This is a genomic window from Staphylococcus sp. FSL W8-0056 (assembly GCF_037963075.1).
In the GTDB taxonomy this organism is placed as follows: domain Bacteria; phylum Bacillota; class Bacilli; order Staphylococcales; family Staphylococcaceae; genus Staphylococcus; species Staphylococcus aureus.
Genome location: NZ_CP150142.1, coordinates 1,404,726 through 1,419,700, shown reverse-complemented (window position 1 = coordinate 1,419,700; position 14,975 = coordinate 1,404,726). Strand labels below are relative to the sequence as shown.

Here is a 14,975-nt window from a genome sequence, read left to right as displayed (position 1 = left end):
AGATGATCTAATCAATATTACACAGAAAGCCATTGTTTGATGAGAATATGGTTAATAAATTAGATGATTACTACTTCATTTATGGTATTTGTAATGAATACCCGGATCAAGACCGTTATCTTAAGCAGAGATATTTAATACATAAATTGTATTAAATAACTAGGGTGGTACCACGACGATCTCGTCCCTTGTATAGGGGCGGGATTTTTTGTTTTTTTCAGACATAAATGTTTGTTGGTGTCATATATTCCCTGTTTATTGTTAATAGGTTTAATGTTAAAACGATGATTGTTGTTCAATTTTTTAACGAGGTCAGATAAAAGTATTTATAAATCAAATAGGAGGGTTTAACATGGAACAAATTAATATTCAATTTCCAGATGGTAATAAAAAGGCGTTTGATAAAGGTACTACTACTGAAGATATAGCACAATCAATTAGTCCTGGATTACGTAAAAAAGCTGTTGCCGGCAAATTTAACGGGCAACTTGTAGATTTAACTAAACCGCTTGAAACTGATGGATCAATTGAAATTGTGACACCAGGTAGTGAAGAAGCGTTAGAGGTATTACGTCATTCTACTGCACATTTAATGGCACACGCGATTAAAAGGTTATATGGTAATGTTAAATTTGGTGTAGGTCCTGTAATAGAAGGTGGATTCTACTATGACTTCGACATTGACCAAAACATCTCATCTGATGACTTTGAACAAATTGAAAAAACAATGAAACAAATCGTTAACGAAAATATGAAAATCGAACGAAAAGTGGTTTCACGAGATGAAGCGAAAGAGTTATTCAGCAATGATGAATACAAATTAGAATTAATCGACGCGATTCCTGAAGATGAAAATGTAACATTATATAGTCAAGGTGATTTTACTGATTTATGTCGTGGAGTTCACGTTCCATCAACAGCTAAAATTAAAGAGTTTAAACTATTATCTACAGCAGGTGCATACTGGCGTGGAGATAGTAACAACAAAATGTTACAACGTATATACGGTACTGCTTTCTTTGATAAAAAAGAATTAAAAGCACATTTACAAATGTTAGAAGAGCGTAAAGAACGTGATCATCGTAAAATTGGTAAAGAGTTAGAATTATTCACAAATAGCCAATTAGTTGGTGCTGGTTTGCCATTATGGTTACCTAACGGTGCAACAATTAGACGTGAAATTGAACGTTACATTGTTGATAAAGAGGTGAGCATGGGTTATGACCACGTTTATACACCAGTACTTGCTAATGTTGATTTATACAAAACATCTGGTCACTGGGATCACTATCAAGAAGATATGTTCCCACCAATGCAGTTAGATGAAACTGAATCTATGGTATTACGTCCAATGAACTGTCCACATCATATGATGATTTATGCGAATAAACCACATTCATATCGTGAATTACCTATCCGTATCGCTGAGCTAGGAACGATGCATAGATATGAAGCAAGTGGTGCTGTATCAGGATTACAACGTGTTCGTGGTATGACTTTAAATGATTCACATATCTTTGTTCGACCTGATCAAATTAAAGAAGAATTCAAACGCGTTGTAAACATGATTATTGATGTGTATAAAGACTTTGGTTTCGAGGATTATAGCTTTAGATTAAGTTATAGAGACCCTGAAGATAAAGAAAAGTACTTTGATGATGATGACATGTGGAATAAAGCTGAAAATATGCTTAAAGAGGCAGCGGATGAGCTTGGCTTATCGTACGAAGAAGCGATTGGTGAAGCGGCATTCTATGGTCCGAAACTAGATGTTCAAGTTAAAACAGCGATGGGTAAAGAAGAGACATTATCAACAGCACAACTTGATTTCTTATTACCAGAACGTTTTGATTTAACTTATATTGGTCAAGATGGTGAACATCATCGTCCAGTTGTTATTCATCGTGGTGTTGTATCAACAATGGAACGATTTGTAGCATTTTTAACTGAAGAAACTAAAGGTGCATTCCCAACTTGGTTAGCGCCAAAACAAGTTCAAATCATTCCAGTTAACGTTGATTTACATTATGATTATGCGCGCCAATTGCAAGATGAATTGAAATCTCAAGGTGTTCGTGTAAGTATTGATGACCGTAATGAAAAAATGGGTTATAAAATCAGAGAAGCTCAAATGCAAAAAATACCTTATCAAATCGTAGTTGGGGATAAGGAAGTTGAAAATAATCAAGTGAATGTGCGTCAATATGGATCGCAAGACCAAGAAACAGTTGAAAAAGATGAATTTATCTGGAATCTAGTTGATGAAATTCGTTTGAAAAAACATAGATAGACAGTTGTCGCAATAAAATGCTTTAAAACTTTTATTGCGTATCAAGTTTTACAGGGTTGATTATGCGTGATGAATCCTGTATATTACAAGTTAGTTAAAATATTAAATTGAGTTAGAGGTTGCATGTTTAATTAGTAACTTGTCAGAAGTATTTATGGTACATAAGTTGAACAAGTGAAAGGTAAAGATGCCGAAATAGATATAAACCATAAATTATATCTATTGGGACAGTTTTCGAATAGGAACTGTACTGTCACAGAATGTGATGTGCTACCTTATATAGATAATTGCCAAAGTGGTTGCATATCTTAAAGGTATGTAGCCACTTTTTTACTTTTAATATCACTATGTTCTGTAAAAAAGGGTATGAAAGTGAATAAAGGTTATTTATTTCTTGGCCTCTAAAACATGGAAAGGGAGCTTATATGTCAAAAGTTCAAAATGAAAGTAACAATGTTGTCAAAAGGGGACTTAAAGATCGTCATATTTCTATGATTGCGATTGGGGGTTGTATTGGTACAGGTTTATTTGTAACTTCTGGTGGAGCAATTCATGATGCAGGTGCTTTGGGTGCATTAATAGGATACGCAATTATCGGAATAATGGTATTTTTCTTAATGACGTCACTTGGTGAAATGGCTACGTATTTACCAGTATCAGGTTCATTTAGTACATATGCTACAAGATTTGTTGATCCATCTTTAGGGTTTGCGCTTGGTTGGAACTATTGGTTTAACTGGGTAGTAACTGTAGCAGCAGATATTACGATTGCAGCACAAGTCATTCAATATTGGACACCATTGCAAGGCATACCCGCTTGGGCATGGAGTGCGTTGTTTTTAGTTATAATTTTTAGTCTGAATTCGTTATCAGTTCGCGTCTATGGTGAAAGTGAATACTGGTTGGCATTGATAAAAGTGATTACAGTTATTGTTTTCATTGCAATTGGTTTATTAACGATTGTAGGAATCATGGGTGGTCATGTTGTAGGATTTGAAATATTTAATAAAGGTGAAGGTCCTATTCTTGGTGGCAACTTAGGAGGAAGTTTGTTATCAATTCTAGGTGTATTCTTAATCGCTGGTTTCTCATTCCAAGGTACTGAGTTAATTGGTATTACGGCTGGTGAATCAGAAAATCCTGAACGTGCTGTGCCGAAAGCAATTAAACAAGTATTCTGGAGAATTTTATTATTTTACATTTTAGCCATTTTTGTTATCGGTATGTTAATTCCTTATGATAGTAGTGCATTAATGGGTGGTAGTGATAATGTAGCAACGTCTCCATTCACATTAGTGTTTAAAAATGCTGGATTTGCGTTTGCAGCATCATTTATGAATGCAGTCATTTTAACGTCTGTGTTATCAGCAGGTAACTCAGGTATGTATGCTTCAACCCGAATGCTATATTCAATGAGTAAAGATAAATTAGCGTTTGAAGCATTTGGTAAAACAAATAAAAACGGTGTGCCATATATGTCGTTACTCGTTACAGCAATCATTGTAGTGATTATTTTCGTATTACAAAGCCTTACAAAAGGTGCATACGAATATATCGTTGCAGCAAGTGGTTTAACTGGTTTTATTGCTTGGGTAGGTATAGCAGTAAGTCATTATCGATTTAGAAGAGCATTTGATAAACAAAATTATGACAAATCTAAATTAAAATATACTGCTAAATTATTCCCATTCGGACCATTATTTGCTGGCTTTTTATGTATTGTAGTAATTATTGGTCAAGATGTTGACTTTATTAAAACAGGAGATTTTAATTTTAGTCGCTTCTTAATTACGTATATGGGAATTCCAGTATTTTTAGCATTCTTTATTTATCATAAGCTTCGATATAAAACGAAAAAAATTCCATTAGAACAAGTAGATTTACGTCAAGACGTGTCAATGGATGAAATAAAAGGTTAAAATAAAAATAATTACAGTTATAGTGTTGACTTAAATGTGAATTGTTGATATGATTAACAACGTTGAATACGAAACGAACCAAGTAGAAGCACCCGCTTCTCACCTGTAGCGACGCATAAAGCAGTTGGCAGGTTAATCACATTACACATAACTGTGTATAAGGAAGAGCGGGTATTTTATACCTGCTCTTCCTTTTTGCTTGGTGCAAATTTCGTAAAAATTTTGGAGGTGTCAACCATAGCAAAAGATCAAACTCAAATCAATGACAAAATTCGTGCAAAAGAATTACGTTTAATCGGTCAAGATGGTGAACAAATTGGTGTTAAATCAAAGCGTGAAGCTTTAGAAATGGCTGAACGTGTAGATTTAGACTTAGTGGTCGTTGCACCGAATGCGAAACCACCAGTTGCAAGAATTATGGATTACGGTAAATTCAAATTCGAACAACAGAAAAAAGAAAAAGAAATGAAAAAGAAACAAAAAATTATCAATGTTAAAGAAATTCGTTTAAGTCCAACAATTGAGGAACATGATTTCCAAACTAAGTTGAAAAACGGACGTAAATTCTTAACTAAAGGCGATAAATGTAAAGTATCTATTCGTTTCAGAGGGCGTGCCATTACGCATAAGGAAATTGGTCAACGTGTGCTAGAAAAATATGCAGATGAATGCAAAGATATAGCAACAGTTGAACAAAAACCTAAAATGGACGGGCGTCAAATGTTTATCATGTTAGCGCCAACAGCTGAAAAATAATTAAAGCTATTACAGGAGGACTTATATTATGCCAAAAATGAAAACTCACCGCGGAGCAGCTAAACGTGTTAAAAGAACTGCTTCAGGTCAATTAAAACGTTCAAGAGCTTTCACATCTCACTTATTCGCAAACAAGAGCACTAAACAAAAACGTCAATTACGTAAAGCTAGATTAGTGTCTAAGAGCGATATGAAACGTGTAAAACAATTATTAGCATACAAAAAATAAGAACAAATACAGAAATCGGTAGGAATTACCTAAGGAGGAATTTTTTATGCCACGAGTTAAAGGTGGAACAGTAACAAGAGCGCGTCGTAAAAAAACGATTAAATTAGCTAAAGGTTACTTCGGTTCAAAACATACATTATACAAAGTAGCTAAGCAACAAGTAATGAAATCAGGTCAATATGCTTTCCGTGACCGTCGTCAACGTAAACGTGACTTCCGTAAATTATGGATTACACGTATCAACGCAGCAGCTCGTCAACATGAAATGAGCTACTCACGTTTAATGAACGGTTTGAAAAAAGCTGGTATCGACATTAACCGTAAAATGTTATCAGAAATCGCAATTTCTGACGAAAAAGCATTTGCTCAATTAGTAACTAAAGCTAAAGATGCTTTAAAATAATAACACTTATAAAAAAGAGATGGCATTGTCATCTCTTTTTTATTTTTTAAAAAGCAAAATGCCACATTTAATCGCTAAAATATGACATATTTGCTAAAATGCATTTAAGAGAACAAACATTAAAGTGAGGAGTTTTATACGATGTCTAAATTTGATGAACAAATCATTGTAGTACCTAGAGAAATTATTTTTAATAATGAAAAGAATACTTTCAATGGGTTTTTAAATAAGAATAAACCAGAAGGTCAAAATATTTTTGATGCGCTAAGTCAATATGAAGTTAAGCGACGCGGCGATATGGAAGAGGATCCATCATATAAACAACTCATTTCTTATTGTTTACTTGAAAATGAGCATGGCGAGATATTAGTGTATGAACGATTATCTGGCGGTGGAGAAGCTCGATTGCATGGACAATCTTCAATAGGTGTAGGCGGTCATATGAATGATGTTCCAGGAGCAGAATCTATTAACGAAGTATTGAGAGTTAATGCACAGAGAGAATTAGAAGAAGAAGTAGGTTTAAGTGAGCAAGATTCACAAAATATGGAATATATCGGTTTTATTAATGACGATAATAATGAAGTGGGCAAGGTACATATTGGTGTTGTATTTAAAATCACTGTAAGTACGAATGATGTAGAAGCTAAAGAAACAGATACTTTACGAATAAAATGGGTTGAAAAAGGCAACATAGAGTCATATGATGATTTCGAAACGTGGAGCGCATTAATCCTTCAAGATTTATAATCAAACGAGGTGACATATATGTCAGATATTATTCAGTTTCCTAACTCTTCGAAAAAGTTATATAAAGATATAAAACGTGCTGAACAAGACCAAAACTATGACCTGATGTATGAATATATTGTGCAATATGAACGTCAATTTGAACTCACTGAAGAAATAGCAATGATGAAATGCCGTATGTTATATGAGACGGGGTCATTTCTTGAATTAAGAGAAGAAACAATTGTCTTATTGAAAACTGGCATACAACAATATGATGCATTGATGATTTATTACGTGAAAAGTTTGATTGGTTTGGGACAATATTTTGAAGCGGTAGAAGTAATTCATCAAATTATTGATGAAGTCAAAGATCACAAAACAAGAATGGCATTACATCCTCTTAAAGAATTTGCTAAGTCAAAATTAATTGAAGATGAAAAACGATTGACTCAGTCATTAACTGATTTTGATACGTTATCAATGAGGGAACAGACGCACTTGATTTTGAAGTTAATAGACAATGGTCATTTTCAATTTCAAGAAACGGTATTATATATATTAAAATCTAATACGTACAGTTATAACCTCATTAGTTTAATGATTGAGTATTTAAGGTTTGCAAATTGTACACAAGAACTGACAATTGAAAAGTATGGTATGGATGTAACTTTTGTACCAGCTAATTTAAATGGGCTAGAACATACAACACTGAAAGAAAAAGTTATACCTAACGTTATGGAAACATTAAATGATGGTGCATTACATATCGCTGAAGAAGCACACCATATTATGAATAATCACTCTATCATGATTTATCCAATTGATATTGAAACTTTGTTTGAAACGAATAAATGGATTAATGCATACGAATGTTATTTCAAAAATATGTTAGGACTTAAATGTGAATTACAAAGTATCGATGCATTTAATTTTATTCAGCAATTAGATTTGAATAATAATAGTTAAATTGTTGCAAAATAATACTCAGCATTTTAATATAGTTTTGACGAAAAAAGTTGATTTACAAATATATAAACGTTGTGATTTCAATGTTTGTATAGGGAATAGACCTATGATATAATAGGGAAGTTGAAAAAATAAATTAGTTAATCATGGAGGTATATATACATGACAGCAACTTGGGAAAAAAAGGAAGGTAACGAAGGTTTATTAACTGTTACTGTTCCTGCAGAAAAAGTAAACAAAGCGTTAGATCAAGCATTCAAAAAAGTGGTTAAACAAATTAACGTACCTGGATTCCGTAAAGGTAAAGTGCCACGTCCAATTTTTGAACAACGCTTTGGTGTAGAAGCATTATATCAAGATGCTATCGACATTTTATTACCAGATGCTTATGGTGAAGCAATTGACGAAACTGATATTAAACCAGTTGCACAACCAGAAGTAAGTGTTACTCAAATTGAAAAAGGTAAAGATTTCATTTTTGAAGCAACAGTTACAGTTGAGCCAGAAGTTAAATTAGGAGACTATAAAGGTCTTGAAATTGAAAAACAAGAAACTGAATTATCTGATGATGAGTTACAAGAAGCGATTGACCACAGCTTAGGACATTTAGCTGAAATGGTAGTTAAAGAAGATGGTGTTGTTGAAAATGGCGACACAGTTAACATTGACTTTAGTGGTTCAGTTGACGGAGAAGAATTCGAAGGTGGACAAGCTGAAGGTTACGATTTAGAAATCGGTTCAGGTTCATTCATACCTGGTTTCGAAGAGCAATTAGAAGGTATGAAAGTTGACGAAGAAAAAGATGTTGTCGTAACATTCCCAGAAGAATACCATGCTGAAGAATTAGCTGGTAAAGAAGCAACTTTCAAAACAAAAGTTAACGAAATTAAATTTAAAGAAGTTCCAGAATTAACAGATGAAATTGCTAATGAATTAGATGCAGAAGCAAATACAGTAGACGAGTACAAAGAAAACTTACGTAAACGTTTAGCTGAACAAAAAGCTACAGATGCTGAAAATGTTGAAAAAGAAGAAGCGATTACAAAAGCTACTGATAATACAACAATCGATATTCCTGAAGCAATGGTTAATACTGAATTAGATCGTATGGTGTCTGAATTTGCACAAAGAATTCAACAACAAGGTTTAGATTTACAAACGTACTTCCAAATCTCAGGTCAAGATGAAACTCAATTAAGAGAGCAAATGAAAGACGATGCAGAACAACGTGTTAAAACTAACTTAACTTTAACTGCGATCGCTGAAGCTGAAAAAATCGAAGCTACTGATGAAGATATCGATAAAGAATTAGAAAAAATGAGTAAACAATTTAATATCTCAGTTGAAGATATCAAAAATACTTTAGGTAATACTGATATCATTAAAAATGATGTTCGTATCCAAAAAGTTATCGATTTATTAAGAGATAACGCAAAGTTCGTTGAAGGAACTAAAGAAGATTAATCTTCATTAAATATTAAATTACAAAAATGAGTAGCAGATGCATAGCTTATGTATCTGCTACTATTCTTTAAGCAAAAAGTTTGTATGTTAATATGTTGCATTGTAATATCCAATCTAGTATAGTCTTTAACGAATAGGGGTGTAAAAAGAATGTTTAAATTCAATGAAGATGAAGAAAATTTGAAATGCTCTTTCTGCGGAAAAGACCAAGATCAAGTAAAAAAACTTGTAGCAGGAAGTGGTGTATATATTTGTAATGAGTGTATTGAATTATGCTCAGAAATCGTCGAAGAAGAATTAGCTCAAAACACTTCTGAAGCGATGACAGAATTACCTACTCCTAAAGAAATTATGGATCATTTAAACGAATATGTTATTGGTCAAGAAAAAGCTAAAAAATCTTTAGCTGTAGCTGTTTATAACCACTATAAGCGTATTCAACAATTAGGACCAAAAGAAGATGATGTTGAATTACAAAAAAGTAACATTGCATTAATTGGGCCAACAGGTAGTGGTAAAACATTATTAGCTCAAACATTAGCCAAGACGTTGAATGTACCATTTGCAATTGCAGATGCGACAAGTTTAACTGAAGCTGGTTATGTAGGCGATGATGTTGAAAATATCTTGTTGAGATTAATTCAAGCAGCTGACTTTGACATTGATAAAGCCGAAAAAGGTATTATTTATGTAGATGAAATTGATAAAATTGCACGTAAATCTGAAAACACATCTATAACACGTGACGTTTCAGGTGAAGGTGTTCAACAAGCATTGCTTAAAATCTTAGAAGGTACGACTGCAAGTGTTCCGCCACAAGGTGGACGCAAACATCCAAACCAAGAAATGATTCAAATTGATACAACAAATATCTTATTTATTCTTGGTGGTGCCTTTGATGGTATTGAAGAAGTGATTAAGCGCCGTCTTGGTGAAAAAGTTATTGGTTTCTCAAGCAATGAAGCTGATAAATATGACGAACAAGCATTATTAGCACAAATTCGCCCAGAAGATTTGCAAGCCTATGGTTTGATTCCTGAATTTATCGGACGTGTGCCAATTGTAGCTAATTTAGAAACATTAGATGTAACTGCGTTGAAAAACATCTTAACGCAACCTAAAAATGCACTTGTGAAACAATATACTAAAATGCTGGAATTAGATGATGTGGATTTAGAGTTCACTGAAGAAGCTTTATCAGCAATTAGTGAAAAAGCAATTGAAAGAAAAACAGGTGCGCGTGGTTTACGTTCAATCATAGAAGAATCGTTAATCGATATTATGTTTGATGTGCCTTCTAACGAAAATGTAACGAAGGTAGTTATTACAGCACAAACAATTAATGAAGAAACTGAACCAGAACTATACGACGCAGAAGGCAATTTAATTAATAATAGTAAAACATCAGCTTAATCATTGATGTGTTATAAAAGTGAAAAGCTCCAATCAAAGTTGACGCTCAAATAGTTTAACTTTGATCGGAGCTTTTTTATAATGTATACCGAAAGGTTCAAATATTATATAATGGTAGAGTTGAAAGAGAATATAAAAAAGTGAGGATATAAAATGAAAGTTAATCCTAATAATATTGAATTAATCATTAGTGCAGTAAAAGAAGAACAATATCCAGAAACAGAATTGTCTGAAGTTGCACTGAGCGGTCGATCTAATGTAGGTAAGTCTACATTTATCAATAGTATGATTGGCAGAAAAAATATGGCACGTACATCACAGCAACCCGGCAAAACGCAAACGTTAAATTTTTATAATATAGATGAACAACTTATTTTTGTGGATGTTCCAGGGTATGGATATGCTAAAGTAAGTAAAACACAACGTGAAAAATTTGGGAAAATGATTGAGGAATATATAACTAAGAGAGAGAATTTGCAATTAGTTATTCAATTAGTTGATTTAAGACATGATCCAACACAAGATGATATCTTAATGTACAATTATTTGAAACATTTTGATATTCCTACTTTAGTTATATGCACTAAAGAAGACAAAATTCCAAAAGGTAAAGTTCAAAAGCATATTAAAAATATTAAGACACAATTAGATATGGACCCAGACGATACAATTGTAAGTTATTCATCAATTCAAAATAATAAACAACAACAAATATGGAATTTAATTGAACCGTATATTTCATAGTTTTTGTACGACAAAACTTATACAAAAATTTTAAAAATAATGTAAGCACGAAACTTTTAATTAGTACACAATTGATAACATTTTTCAACGTTCATCATTTTGTCAAAAACTCAAAAGTAAATTAGAAAGATTATAATTTATTTAAGCATCGTACTTAATTGGATTTTAAATTATGTTATAATATTTGTATTGTTAGTATATATGGGGGCGTTTCAAATGCATTTTATTGCAATTAGTATAAATCATCGCACAGCTGATGTTGCACTAAGAGAGCAAGTTGCTTTTAGAGATGATGCCTTACGAATTGCCCATGAAGATTTATATGAAACTAAATCTATTTTAGAAAATGTCATATTATCAACATGTAATCGAACTGAAGTATATGCTGTTGTTGATCAAATTCACACAGGTCGTTACTATATTCAACGATTTCTAGCTCGTGCATTTGGATTTGAAGTAGATGATATTAAAGCAATGTCAGAAGTAAAAGTGGGGGACGAAGCAGTAGAACATTTATTGCGTGTCACTTCTGGTTTAGATTCAATCGTACTTGGAGAAACTCAAATTTTAGGTCAAATAAGAGATGCATTTTTCTTAGCGCAAAGCACAGGTACGACAGGAACAATTTTTAATCATCTATTTAAACAGGCAATTACTTTTGCAAAAAGAGCACATAATGAAACAGATATAGCTGATAATGCTGTAAGTGTGTCTTATGCTGCGGTCGAGTTGGCGAAAAAAGTATTTGGCAAATTGAAAAGTAAGCAAGCTATCATTATTGGTGCAGGGGAAATGAGTGAATTATCACTATTAAATCTTCTTGGTTCTGGAATTACTGATATTACAGTAGTAAATAGAACAATTGAAAATGCTATGAAATTAGCAGCAAAGCATCAAGTGAAATATGATGAACTATCATCATTACCAAATTTACTTGAAAGTGCAGATATTGTGATTAGTTCAACGAGTGCACAATCTTATATCATTACAAATGAAATGATAGAAAGAATTGCAGAAAATAGAAAGCAAGATTCACTAGTATTGATTGATATTGCAGTTCCTCGAGATATTGAACCTGGTATTAGTGCCATCACAAACATCTTTAATTATGATGTTGATGACTTAAAAGGTTTAGTTGATGCAAACTTACGTGAGCGACAATTAGCGGCTGCAACAATTTCGGAACAAATTCCTGCAGAAATACATGCACACAATGAGTGGATTAGTATGTTGGGTGTTGTTCCAGTGATTAGAGCTTTACGTGAAAAAGCTATGGCAATTCAAGCAGAAACGATGGACAGTATTGATCGTAAATTGCCAGGGTTAAGCGAAAGAGAACGTAAAATTATATCTAAACATACAAAAAGTATCATCAATCAAATGTTGAAAGATCCTATTAAACAGGCCAAAGAATTAAGTAGTGATAAGAAAAGTAATGAAAAATTAGAGCTATTTCAAAATATATTTGATATCGAAGCTGAATGTCCTCATGAGCAAGCGAAGCAACAAAAAGAAAGCAAGGTCAAGGAAATTTCAGCGCGACGTATCTTTAGTTTTGAATAAGCATATTAATATGGTGATAATATGCAAGAAAACCTGTTTATTCGATTCAATGAAATTATATTATTAATATACTTAATCAGTATCATTTGCTATTTTTATGATTTTGTCCAAAAAAGTCATAAGATTAGAAGTTTAGGCATATATTTATTGGGGATTGTTTGGGTTTTACAAACAATCTCTTTATCTATTTTTATTATACAAACTAGACATATTCCATTAGGGTCTATTTCAGATGTATTCTATACTTTAAGTTGGCTGATTATTTCAATCTCTTTAATTCTTAACCTTATCAAAGTATTGAATTTCTCTGTGTTTTTCTTGAATTTAATAGGGTTAACACTTTTAGGGATGAATACATTTCAACCGACACATTATACTAATAAGGTTCAGAAAATTGCTGTTGTAGACGAGTTACTGTTAGTCCATATCGGTCTAGCTGTGTTAAGTTATGTCTTCTTTGCCTTAGCTTTTGTCAATGCATTACTGTATATCATGCAATACCGTAATTTGAAGGAAAAACGTTTTGATCAAAAATACTTTAGAATAGGTAGCGTTGCTACACTTGAATCAATTGTGTTTTACTCAACGTTAAGTGGGTGGATAATTCTCATATTTAGTATTATTTTAGGTACACAGTGGGGTGTAATTTCAGTTGGTGAACGTATATTCATTGACCCGAAGGTAATACTCTCTTCAATTATTACAGTATTATATGGAAGTTATATATTGCTTAGAATCAACAAATGGTTGAATTCAAGGTATTTAATATACTATAACATTATTTTATTTTGCTTAAATATGATTAATTTATTTTTTGCAACACATTTTGTGAATTGAGAAAATAATCTAGAGCAATCCGTTCCTAGGAGGAATTGAACATGCGTAAATTAGTCGTTGGCTCCAGAAGAAGTAAATTAGCTTTAACACAAAGCCAGCAATTTATTAATAAATTAAAAGCTGTCGAGCCAAATCTAGAAATTGAAATTAAAGAAATTGTCACGAAAGGCGATCGTATAGTAGATAAACAATTGTCTAAAGTCGGAGGCAAAGGCTTATTTGTTAAAGAAATACAACATGAACTTTTTGAAAAAAATATCGATATGGCAATACACTCGCTTAAAGACGTACCAAGTGTAATTCCGGAAGGTTTAACATTAGGTTGTATCCCTGATAGAGAATTACCTTTTGATGCGTATATTTCTAAAACACATACACCACTATCCCAATTGCCAGAAGGCAGTATTATTGGTACTAGTTCATTACGTCGTGGTGCACAAATATTATCTAAGTATCCTAATTTAGAGATTAAATGGATTAGAGGTAATATAGATACACGATTAGAAAAGTTACAAACTGAAGATTATGATGCGATTATTTTAGCTGCAGCTGGTTTAAGAAGAATGGGCTGGTCAGATGATATTGTAACATCTTATCTTGATAGAGATACATTGTTACCTGCAATCGGACAAGGTGCTTTAGGGATAGAATGTCGTAGTGACGATGAAGAACTATTAACATTATTAAGCAAAGTACATAATGATGAGGTTGCAAAATGTGTGACTGCTGAACGAACGTTTTTAGCAGAAATGGATGGTAGTTGTCAGGTGCCAATCGCAGGATATGCTACAATCTCAGATCAAAAAGAAATCGAATTTACAGGTTTAATTATGACCCCAGATGGTAAAGAACGATTTGAATATACAATGAACGGAACAGATCCGGTTGAGTTAGGCAAAACAGTGAGTAACAAATTAAAAGAGCAAGGTGCTTATGAAATTATAAAACGCTTAAATGAACAACATTAAATAATGGAGTGACGTTTAAATATGAAGCCAGTTGTAGTTATGACACAAACAAATGACATGCAAAGTGATTTAGTATCAATTATTCACAAACCCTTTATTGATATAAAGCCACTAAATTTTGATATTCATTTGTTAAATCAACGCTATGACTGGCTTATTTTTTCATCTAAAAATGCTGTGAAATTCTTTTATAAATATCTAAAAGGAATTAATGTTGATAACATTGCTGTGATAGGAAGTAAGACAGCGCAATATTGTGAATCACTTGGCATTCGAGTTGATTTTATGCCAAACGACTTTTCTCAAGAAGGATTTTTAAAATCATTTAATCAAACTAACCAAAAAATACTTTTGCCTTCGAGTGAATTGGCGAGACCATTGTTATTAGCAGCGTTATCTAAAGATAATGAAGTTGTTAAAATAGATTTATATACTTCAGTGCCTAACAAACAAAATATACAAGATGTTAAAGAAATGATAGAACATCAACAAATCGATGCATTAACATTTTCAAGTTCGTCGGCAGTACGTTATTATTTTAATGAAGGATTTGTACCAAAATTCAAGTCGTATTTTGCTATTGGAGAACAAACAGCACGGACCATTAAAACATATCAACAACCAGTAACAATTGCAGAAATTCAAACACTCGAATCACTAATTGAAAAGATTTTAGAAAGTAGGGGCTAAA

At 32.6% G+C, this 14,975-nt stretch carries 16 protein-coding genes, 1 riboswitch and 1 other annotated feature; all 16 genes read left to right on the top strand.

Annotated elements, in window-relative coordinates:
* Nucleotides 1-32 precede the first annotated feature (32 nt).
* The 16 genes from NSS86_RS07045 to NSS86_RS06970 all read left to right on the top strand — a co-directional run bounded on the left by NSS86_RS07045 (nucleotide 33) and on the right by NSS86_RS06970 (nucleotide 14,974).
* Nucleotides 33-155: a hypothetical protein gene (locus tag NSS86_RS07045; protein WP_001790562.1), complete on the top strand. Its 123-nt coding sequence runs from the start codon at nucleotides 33-35 to the stop codon at nucleotides 153-155.
* Nucleotides 156-352: 197 nt separating this feature from the next.
* The gene (thrS, locus tag NSS86_RS07040) at nucleotides 353-2,290 is read left to right on the top strand and encodes a threonine--tRNA ligase (RefSeq protein WP_000435132.1); all 1,938 of its coding nucleotides are present in this window, start codon (nucleotides 353-355) and stop codon (nucleotides 2,288-2,290) included.
* Nucleotides 2,291-2,395: 105 nt separating this feature from the next.
* A riboswitch (Lysine riboswitch) is annotated at nucleotides 2,396-2,571 on the top strand.
* Between the two features lie 144 nt (nucleotides 2,572-2,715).
* Nucleotides 2,716-4,209 (top strand): amino acid permease, encoded by a 1,494-nt coding sequence (locus NSS86_RS07035; protein WP_000049145.1) that lies wholly within the window; start codon nucleotides 2,716-2,718, stop codon nucleotides 4,207-4,209.
* Nucleotides 4,210-4,283: 74 nt separating this feature from the next.
* Nucleotides 4,284-4,409, top strand: a sequence feature (ribosomal protein L20 leader region).
* A gap of 28 nt (nucleotides 4,410-4,437) precedes the next feature.
* The gene (gene infC, locus NSS86_RS07030; protein WP_001791162.1) at nucleotides 4,438-4,965 is read left to right on the top strand and encodes a translation initiation factor IF-3; all 528 of its coding nucleotides are present in this window, start codon (nucleotides 4,438-4,440) and stop codon (nucleotides 4,963-4,965) included.
* 28 nt (nucleotides 4,966-4,993) lie between these two features.
* On the top strand, nucleotides 4,994-5,194 hold the full coding sequence (rpmI, locus tag NSS86_RS07025) for a 50S ribosomal protein L35 (RefSeq protein WP_001125540.1): 201 nt from the start codon (nucleotides 4,994-4,996) through the stop codon (nucleotides 5,192-5,194).
* 46 nt (nucleotides 5,195-5,240) lie between these two features.
* Entirely contained in the window at nucleotides 5,241-5,597 is a 357-nt protein-coding gene (rplT, locus tag NSS86_RS07020; protein WP_001138360.1) for a 50S ribosomal protein L20, read from the top strand.
* Between the two features lie 141 nt (nucleotides 5,598-5,738).
* A complete protein-coding gene (locus NSS86_RS07015; RefSeq protein WP_000032657.1) occupies nucleotides 5,739-6,347 on the top strand; it encodes an NUDIX domain-containing protein in 609 nt (202 codons plus the stop codon).
* An 18-nt stretch (nucleotides 6,348-6,365) separates the two neighbouring features.
* Entirely contained in the window at nucleotides 6,366-7,295 is a 930-nt protein-coding gene (locus tag NSS86_RS07010) for a hypothetical protein (RefSeq protein WP_001280022.1), read from the top strand.
* A 4-nt stretch (nucleotides 7,296-7,299) separates the two neighbouring features.
* Nucleotides 7,300-7,410, top strand: coding sequence for a hypothetical protein (locus NSS86_RS07005; RefSeq protein WP_001790560.1), 111 nt, complete (start codon nucleotides 7,300-7,302; stop codon nucleotides 7,408-7,410).
* 47 nt (nucleotides 7,411-7,457) lie between these two features.
* A complete protein-coding gene (tig, locus tag NSS86_RS07000; RefSeq protein ID WP_000127573.1) occupies nucleotides 7,458-8,759 on the top strand; it encodes a trigger factor in 1,302 nt (433 codons plus the stop codon).
* A gap of 150 nt (nucleotides 8,760-8,909) precedes the next feature.
* On the top strand, nucleotides 8,910-10,172 hold the full coding sequence (gene clpX / locus NSS86_RS06995) for an ATP-dependent Clp protease ATP-binding subunit ClpX (protein WP_000472302.1): 1,263 nt from the start codon (nucleotides 8,910-8,912) through the stop codon (nucleotides 10,170-10,172).
* Nucleotides 10,173-10,325: 153 nt separating this feature from the next.
* Nucleotides 10,326-10,916 (top strand): ribosome biogenesis GTP-binding protein YihA/YsxC, encoded by a 591-nt coding sequence (yihA, locus tag NSS86_RS06990; protein ID WP_000867697.1) that lies wholly within the window; start codon nucleotides 10,326-10,328, stop codon nucleotides 10,914-10,916.
* Nucleotides 10,917-11,132: 216 nt separating this feature from the next.
* Complete coding sequence (gene hemA, locus NSS86_RS06985) at nucleotides 11,133-12,479, top strand: glutamyl-tRNA reductase (protein ID WP_000545451.1); 1,347 nt, start codon at nucleotides 11,133-11,135, stop codon at nucleotides 12,477-12,479.
* 21 nt (nucleotides 12,480-12,500) lie between these two features.
* Nucleotides 12,501-13,316 carry a cytochrome c biogenesis protein gene (locus NSS86_RS06980; protein ID WP_001157329.1) on the top strand — a complete coding sequence of 272 codons (816 nt, stop codon included), beginning with the start codon at nucleotides 12,501-12,503 and terminating at the stop codon, nucleotides 13,314-13,316.
* Nucleotides 13,317-13,357: 41 nt separating this feature from the next.
* Nucleotides 13,358-14,284: a hydroxymethylbilane synthase gene (gene hemC, locus NSS86_RS06975; RefSeq protein ID WP_001230232.1), complete on the top strand. Its 927-nt coding sequence runs from the start codon at nucleotides 13,358-13,360 to the stop codon at nucleotides 14,282-14,284.
* Between the two features lie 21 nt (nucleotides 14,285-14,305).
* A complete protein-coding gene (locus tag NSS86_RS06970; protein ID WP_000805951.1) occupies nucleotides 14,306-14,974 on the top strand; it encodes a uroporphyrinogen-III synthase in 669 nt (222 codons plus the stop codon).
* Nucleotide 14,975 lies beyond the last annotated feature (1 nt).